We start from the raw sequence: 6,937 nt of genomic DNA on the forward strand, positions 1-6,937 counted from the left end.
GAAGCGGCCAAAAACCACCAGCCCCGCCTGCGCGCAGGCGGCATAGAGCGCGAGCGCCTGCGGGCTTTTCTCGACCTGTGCGGCAACCCGGTCACCGGGCCTGAGACCGGCATCGGTCAACGCATGCGCGATCCGCGCCGCCCGGCCCAGAAACTCGGTATGGTTGATCTTCGTGCCGTCTTTCAGGATGAGGAAAGGTGTCGTCTTGCCTTGGTGGCGGCCGAACAGCGTGTCATAAAGCGGGTTGGCCATTTTCATGCCCCTTCCTTGCGGGCCCGCCCGTTGCGGGGAAGAAGGCCGCGCACGGCATCGGACGCCGCCACCTCCTGCCGCTTGGCGAAACCTTCGTGGTTCTGCGTAATCTTGCCCAGATCATAGAGGTAGTTGACCATCGCGCCGCAGCTTTCGGCCCGGCCCTTGGCCGAGATGTCGGCATTGGCGTGGATCGCGTGAAGCTGCGCGCCGTTGCCGAGATGAAACCGCGCCACCGGATCGAGGGGCATGCCGCCCTCGCGCTTGGCGGTCAGCAGATAGCTCGCCGCCGTCCTCCTGAGCGCCTCGTCGTCGAGCCGGGTCGGGTCGATCCCTTCGGCGTCCATCCAACTGCGCAGCCCCGGAATCGGCGACAGCGTCACGAAGGTCCTGAGCCCCGGCAGTTCCGCCGAGAGATCCGCCACCACCTGCTTGATGAGGGAGTTGCCGAAGGAGATCCCCGCCAGCCCCGACTGGCAGTTCGAGATCGAGTAGAAGACGGCGGTGTCGGCCTCCGCCGCCTCGCCCTCCTCGCGGTCCTCGGCCAGAAGCCCCTGCACCGATCCGGGAATGCCGCGCGTCAGCGCCACTTCGACGAAGATCACCGGCTCGTCCGGCATCGCGGGATGAAAGAACGCGAAGCAGCGCCGGTCGGTCGGCTCGACCCGGCGGCGCAGATCGTTCCAGCTGTCGATCGCATGCACCGCCTCATAGGCGATGATCTTCTCGAGGATCTGCGCCGGGCTTTCCCAGCTCACCGGGCGCAGCACGAGGAATCCACGGTTGAACCAGCTCTGGAACAGGTGCCGGAAATCCTGATCGAGGGCGGCGCGCGGATCGTCACGTTTCAGGAGACGCAGCAGGTCCTCGCGCATCGCCACCAGCCGCGCCGTCGCCCCCGGAACCCGGTTGAGCCTGCGCACCAGCTCTTGGCGCGGCGGCTCGGCCGCCTCCAGAAAGGCGCGGTAGCTCCTCGGCCCCGGCTCGGCCTCGTAGGCGTCGAGCGCCGAGCGCACCGCCTCGGGGTCGATGTCGAGCCGCTCGGCCAGATAGGCGAAGAAGGCAATCTTGGCCGCGTCGTCCTTGGCCGCATAGCGTTCGAGCAGCTCGCGCGCCGAGGTCAGCCCCGACACCTCGCCCGCGTTCGACAGAAGATCCGCGATCAGCGCCTCGTCCGAGCGGTGATCCGCTTCGCGCGCCGGCTGCCACGGGTAGCGGCGTTCGAGGATGGTCGAGAGGACGTCGGACAGGATGCTCATATGGCTTTCCCCATGACGAAGTCGGGCAGCCAGGTCGCCAGACCCGGAAAGACCGACAGGAGCACGATGGCCGCGATCATGCAGCCGACGAAGGGCAGCGAGCCGAACAGCACCTTCTTGAGCGAGATGTCCGGCGCGATGCCGTTGATGACGTAAAGGTTGAGGCCGACGGGCGGCGTGATCAAGCCGATCTCCATGTTGATGGTCACGATCACCGCGAACCAGTAGGGGTCGAAACCGGCGGCGGTGATGATCGGCAACAGGATCGGCGCCGACATCAGGATCACCGCCACGGGCGGCAGGAAAAATCCCGCCACCAGCAAAAACAGGTTCACGATCGCCATCAGCACCCAGCGGTTCACGTCGAGCCCGCCGATCCATTCGGCTACCGATTGGGTGATGAAGAGCGACGACAGCATGAAGGAGAACACCCCCGCCGCGCCGATGATGAACAGGATCATCACGCTCTCGCGGGTGCTGTCGCGCAAAATCGCCCAGAGCGCGCGGGGCTGCACCATCTTGTAGACGATCATCACCACCACGATGCAGAGAAGCGCGCCGACGGCGGCCGTCTCCGACGGCGTCGCGATGCCGCCATAAAGCGCGTAGAGCACGCCCACGATGATCGCGAGGAAGGGCAGCACGCGTGGCAGGATCTCGAACTTCTGACGCCAGCTATACTTGATGCCCGACAGCGCCACGCCAGCGGCCCCGCGCCGCCACGTGTCAAAGATCGCCCATGCGATGAAGAGAAGCGTCAACAGCAGGCCGGGGATCACGCCGGCAAGGAACAGCCGCCCGATCGAGGTTTCGGTCGCGATGCCATATACGATCATCGTCACCGATGGCGGGATCAGGATGCCCAGCGTGCCGCCCGCGGCGATCGAGCCCGCCGCCACCTCGTCGGGATAGCCGCGTTTGCGCATCTCGGGGATGCCCATCTTGCCGATCGCCGCACAGGTCGCGGGGCTCGACCCCGACATCGCGGCAAAGAGCGCGCAGGCCCCGAGGTTCGATACCAGAAGCCCGCCCGGCACCCGCGTCAGCCAGCGCTCCAGCGCCTCGTAGAGATCGGGCCCGGCGCGCGACGACGAGATCGCGGCCCCCATGATGATGAACATCGGGATCGACAAAAGCGCAAAGCTGTTGAGTTCGCCGAAGAACAGCTCGGGCAGCGCCTCGAGCGACCGCGCGCCATCGACGAAGAACAGAAATCCGGTGGCGACGACCAGAAGGCCCGCCCCGACGGAGATGCCGGAAAACAGCACCAGAACGGTGAACAGCGCGACCAGCGCGCCGAGGGTGAGCGGCTCCATCAGTGTCTCCGGTCTTCGGGGGCGACGTCGGGATCGACGTCGTCATGGCCGGTCGCGACGGCCCAGAGATCGGCCACGAGCTGCAGCGCGAAGAGCGCGAAGCCGAGCGGCACGGCGAGATAGGGAATCCAGAGCTTCACGCCCCAGACGGTCTCGGAGCGCCAGTTGCGCTCCCACGCGATGTGGAACATTTCCCAGCCATAGCCGAGCATCAGCGCGATCATGAAGATGGTGGCGAGCAGCACGCCCACGGCCAGCGCCCGGCGCGCCCCGGGCGGCAGCATCCCCGGCACCAGATCGACGCCGACATGGCCGCGCAGCTTCTGCACATAAGGCAGGCCCAGAAGCGTCGCGCCGATCATCATGTAGATCACGGCCTCGGTCTGCCAGACCGTCGATTGCCCCATCACCGCGCGCAGAAAGATCATCTGGCAGGTGATGAGCACGGAGGCGAAGATCAGACCGGCGGCCACGACCCCGCACAGGGTCGAGACATGGCCGATCGCGCGGATCACGGCGGGCTCGGCCCGCCGGGTCATGTCGGTCATTGGATGTCCTCGGGGATGAAAAACGGCCCCCGCGCGATGCACGGGGGCCAAGCGCGGTCACTCGACGGCAAGCGCCTTGTCGAGCAGTTCCTGACCGTTCGGTGTCTCTTCGACGAACACCTTGAACGCGGTCTCCTTTGCCAGCTCGCGCCAGGCGTTGAAGTCCTCTTCGGTCATCTCCGCGATTTCGACGCCGGCCTGCTCGAAGGTCTCGCGCGCCACGTCGTCGCCCTTCTTGCCTTCGGTGAGGTAGTATTCCTCTGCCTTGGCGGCGGCGTCGGTCAGGGCCTTCTGCTGCTCTTCGGTCAGCTCATCGAAGGTCGTCTTGTTCATGATCATCGGCTGGTACATGAACCAAAGCGCCGTGTCGCCCGCCGGCGTGTAGCACGACAGCTGCTCGTAGAGCCGGTAGCTCACGAAGCTCTCGGAGGAGGTGTTGGCCGCATCGAGCACCCCGGTCTGCAGCGCCGGGTAGATCTCGGACGAGGCCATCGAGGCGATAGAGGCGCCAGCCCCCGCCAGCATCTCCTCGAACGACTTGCCGGCGGCGCGGATCGTCACGCCCTGCACGTCGTCGGGGTTGGTGATGCAGCCCTTGTTCGACCCGAAGCCCCCGGCGAGATAGCCGTCGACCAGCACCATCACGTCGTCCTCGGCCATGGTCTCGCGGATCGCGTCGCCGAAGTCCGACTTCGAGAGCCGATTGCCGTGTTCGAGGTTGCGGATCAGCCCCGGCATCAAGGTGAGGTTGTAGGCCGGCTGCTGGCCGCCCGCATAGCTCAGCGGCAGCACCGTCATGTCGAGCTGGCCGCGCGACAGCGGCGTGTACTGCTCGCGCGCCTTGAACAGGGTCTGGTTCGGAAAGATCTGGATCTCCAGATCGACCCCGGCGGCCTCCACCTCGTCGGCCACCATCTGCGCCACCTGATGACGCACGTCGCCCTCGGCCCATTGATGCGACAGGCGCAGGGTTTCGGCCCCGGCGGCAAGCGGCGCGAGCATGGCGGCCGAAGCCGCGAGCATCGTGATCTTGTTCATTGTCGTCCTCCCAAACGATGCACCGCGATGCTCCCCCATCCGGCGCTCTGCCACGCTGCGCGGGATTGTATTTCAAGTCAAGCTTTCGTATACAAGACTTGAGTTTCTGCATATGCGAAGGACCCGCGTCATGAGCCGCAGCCGCAGCGACCTGATCGCCGAAACGCTGGAGGACGAGATCCTGCGCGGCCGCTTTGCCCCCGGCACGAGGCTCGATGAAACCCGTCTCGCCGAGGAGCACGGTGTTTCGCGCACGCCCCTGCGCGAGGCGTTCCAGAAGCTCGCCGCCGCCGGGCTGATCGAACAGCAGCCGCGCCGTGGCGTCTTCGTGCGCGAGGTCGGCGCGGTCGAGCTTCTGGAGATGTTCGAGGTGATGGCCGAGACCGAGGCCTCCTGCGGTCGTCTCGCGGCGCTGCGGATCTCCGAATCCGCGCTCGCCGATCTTGACGCCGCCAATGCCCGCTGCCGCGAGGCGCTCGAGGCGGGCCAGAGCGATGCCTATTACCGCGAGAACGAGGTGTTCCACCACCTGATCTACGCCCAGTCCGGCAATCGCTTTCTTGCCGCCGAGGCCGCCCGCCTGCACCGCAGGCTCAAGCCGTTCCGCCGGACCCAGCTGCATCTGCGCGGCCGCATGGCGCAATCCATGTCCGAGCATCTGGAAATCGTCGAGGCGCTACGCGCGGGTGAGGCCGATCGCTGCGCCGCCTTGCTGCGCGCCCATGTCGCGGTGCAGGGCGAGAAGTTCCACCACCTGATGGCCGGGCTGCGCGCAGCCGAATAGCCCTCACTCCGGTGGCAGATCGTCGAACAGCCCCGGCTGCATCTCCTCCCAGAAGGAGAAGATGGCGCGCGCGTTCAGCGCGCTCTCCCAGCCGTTGCGGCGGAAATCCTCGCGCTCCAGCTCGCCGTCGAGCTGGCTCAGCATCAGCCGCCGGTCGGCGTCGCGCTGGGTCGGGTTGCGCGATCTCGCGGCTTCGGCCACCGCGCCGAACCGCGCGATGCGGGCCGCGCGCGCCGCCGCCCGGCTGTCGATCTCTGCCTCGGCCTCGGCCTCTCGCGCCGCGCGCGCCTGTGCCGCCGCGCGCGCCTCGGGCGAAGGCTCGGGCGCGGGCTCGGCCGCCGGTCGGGGTGCGCCCCCCTCTCCGTCCCATCCCTTGTCGAGCGCGGCGCGCAGGAACCCCACCGGGCTGCGCACGCCCTCGCGCGTCGCCACCCAGTCGAGCTTGGCCGTCACCGCTTCGGCGCCATGCTCGGCGATCCACTGCCGCGCCAGCCGGTCCGACACGCCCTGCGCTCGCAGCCGCTCATAGACCGGCTGCGAGCGCACCGCGTGACCGTCATCGATGTCGAGCATGGCGAGCTGCGGGTTCTCGCGTATCGCGAAGCGCAGCTCGGTGACCGAACGGCCCATGCGCTTGAATTCTGGCTCGATCACGATGTTCGAGGAGCGGTTCACCTCCTCTACCGCCGGCTTGATGACCTTGGCGTTGAGATGCTTGAAGCTGCGGTAATAGTCGCTGTCATCGACCCCCATGAGCCGCCGGAACACTTCGAGCGGCCACCAGCCGGTCGATCCGGTGCGCACGAAGCGGTAGCAGTTCTCGTAGAGCGCCAGCCCGTGCCCGGAGGTGAAGCGCCGCTGGATGTCGAGATTGATCAGCGCGAAGACCCGCGGGTCGTGCAGTTTTTCCGCCAGGGCCGGGGAATAGGCATAGTCGCAGACCCCGTCGCGCAGCCGCGCATGCGCCAGAAGCGCCGAGACCCCCCATTCCTGCCGCCCCTTCTCGTCGAGCATGTCCCATTCGGCCACGGTCTCGGCCAGCCCGCGCAGCGCATCGCGCAGGCTGTCGATGTCGTTCGAGTTGTAGCCGATCATCAGGCACAGGTCCGCGCGTCGATCCGGTGCACCTGATTGCTCAGGAGCGCGTCATAGGCATTGAGCAGCAGCACGTTCGACAGCTTGCGCTGCAACAGCGTCAGCTTGCCGCCGATATGGATCGCGGCGACGCTCTTCTTGACGGTGCCGCGCCGGAGCGCGCCGCTTAGCCCCTCGACATCGATCCGCGCCGGGGCCCCTGCCCCGTCGGCCGATTTGGCCGTCGATCTGGCCGCCGACTTGGCTGATGTCTTGCCCGCCGTCTTCGTGGACGCCCGGTCGATCCTGCGCCGCGCGCGCTTCGTGTTCCCTCGCCCTGCCATTCGCCCCGCCTGTCCCTTCCCCGACCCGAACCCGGACCCCTGCCCGACCCTGCCCGGCGTCGTCGGCAAGCTGCCAAGTATGGCACCTCCGCGCAAGCCTGTTCCGGGTACCTCTCACCCCGCCCCATCCTATCCCGTAAAGGGGTACCTTTCCGTCACCGTACCGCACGTTGGTTCCTGTCGGCAGCGCAACACCCCCCCGGACCGACTCGCCGGAGACGAATCAGTGGACTCAGACGGCGCGTTTGGCGGTGTTCCCGCCCCGAAACCCGGTGATTTCGCCCCGATCGCCCCGGTTTCGCAGCAGAGCAGCGCCCCTGTA

At 67.1% G+C, this 6,937-nt stretch carries 6 protein-coding genes and 1 pseudogene; 1 reads left to right on the top strand and 6 read right to left on the bottom strand.

Translation table 11 applies throughout. The annotated features are described in order from the left end of the window. From MBELCI_RS17960 to dctP, 5 genes are all read right to left on the bottom strand, one after another. On the bottom strand, positions 1 to 252 hold a 252-nt coding region (locus tag MBELCI_RS17960; RefSeq protein ID WP_045320480.1), incomplete at its 3' end, for an AMP-binding protein. Positions 253 to 254: 2 nt separating this feature from the next. Then, positions 255 to 1,511, bottom strand: a complete 1,257-nt coding sequence (locus tag MBELCI_RS17965; protein WP_021695674.1) for a malonyl-CoA decarboxylase — start codon at positions 1,509 to 1,511, stop codon at positions 255 to 257. Beyond that, a complete protein-coding gene (locus MBELCI_RS17970) occupies positions 1,508 to 2,827 on the bottom strand; it encodes a TRAP transporter large permease (protein WP_021695675.1) in 1,320 nt (439 codons plus the stop codon). Before MBELCI_RS17970 ends, MBELCI_RS17965 begins: the two co-directional genes overlap by 4 nt. After that, positions 2,827 to 3,375, bottom strand: a complete 549-nt coding sequence (locus MBELCI_RS17975) for a TRAP transporter small permease subunit (RefSeq protein WP_021695676.1) — start codon at positions 3,373 to 3,375, stop codon at positions 2,827 to 2,829. The genes MBELCI_RS17970 and MBELCI_RS17975 overlap by 1 nt, the downstream gene beginning before the upstream one ends. A gap of 57 nt (positions 3,376 to 3,432) precedes the next feature. Beyond that, positions 3,433 to 4,413 (bottom strand): TRAP transporter substrate-binding protein DctP, encoded by a 981-nt coding sequence (gene dctP / locus MBELCI_RS17980; RefSeq protein WP_021695677.1) that lies wholly within the window; start codon positions 4,411 to 4,413, stop codon positions 3,433 to 3,435. A gap of 130 nt (positions 4,414 to 4,543) precedes the next feature. On the opposite strand from dctP, the gene MBELCI_RS17985 reads away from it, so the two are divergent. Then, the gene (locus tag MBELCI_RS17985) at positions 4,544 to 5,197 is read left to right on the top strand and encodes a GntR family transcriptional regulator (protein WP_021695678.1); all 654 of its coding nucleotides are present in this window, start codon (positions 4,544 to 4,546) and stop codon (positions 5,195 to 5,197) included. A gap of 3 nt (positions 5,198 to 5,200) precedes the next feature. Here MBELCI_RS17985 and MBELCI_RS17990 read toward each other — a convergent pair. Next, positions 5,201 to 6,576: pseudogene (locus tag MBELCI_RS17990) on the bottom strand (replication initiation protein). Positions 6,577 to 6,937: the final 361 nt, after the last annotated feature.

Origin of the sequence: Limimaricola cinnabarinus LL-001, assembly GCF_000466965.1 — a bacterium.
Taxonomy (GTDB): domain Bacteria; phylum Pseudomonadota; class Alphaproteobacteria; order Rhodobacterales; family Rhodobacteraceae; genus Limimaricola; species Limimaricola cinnabarinus.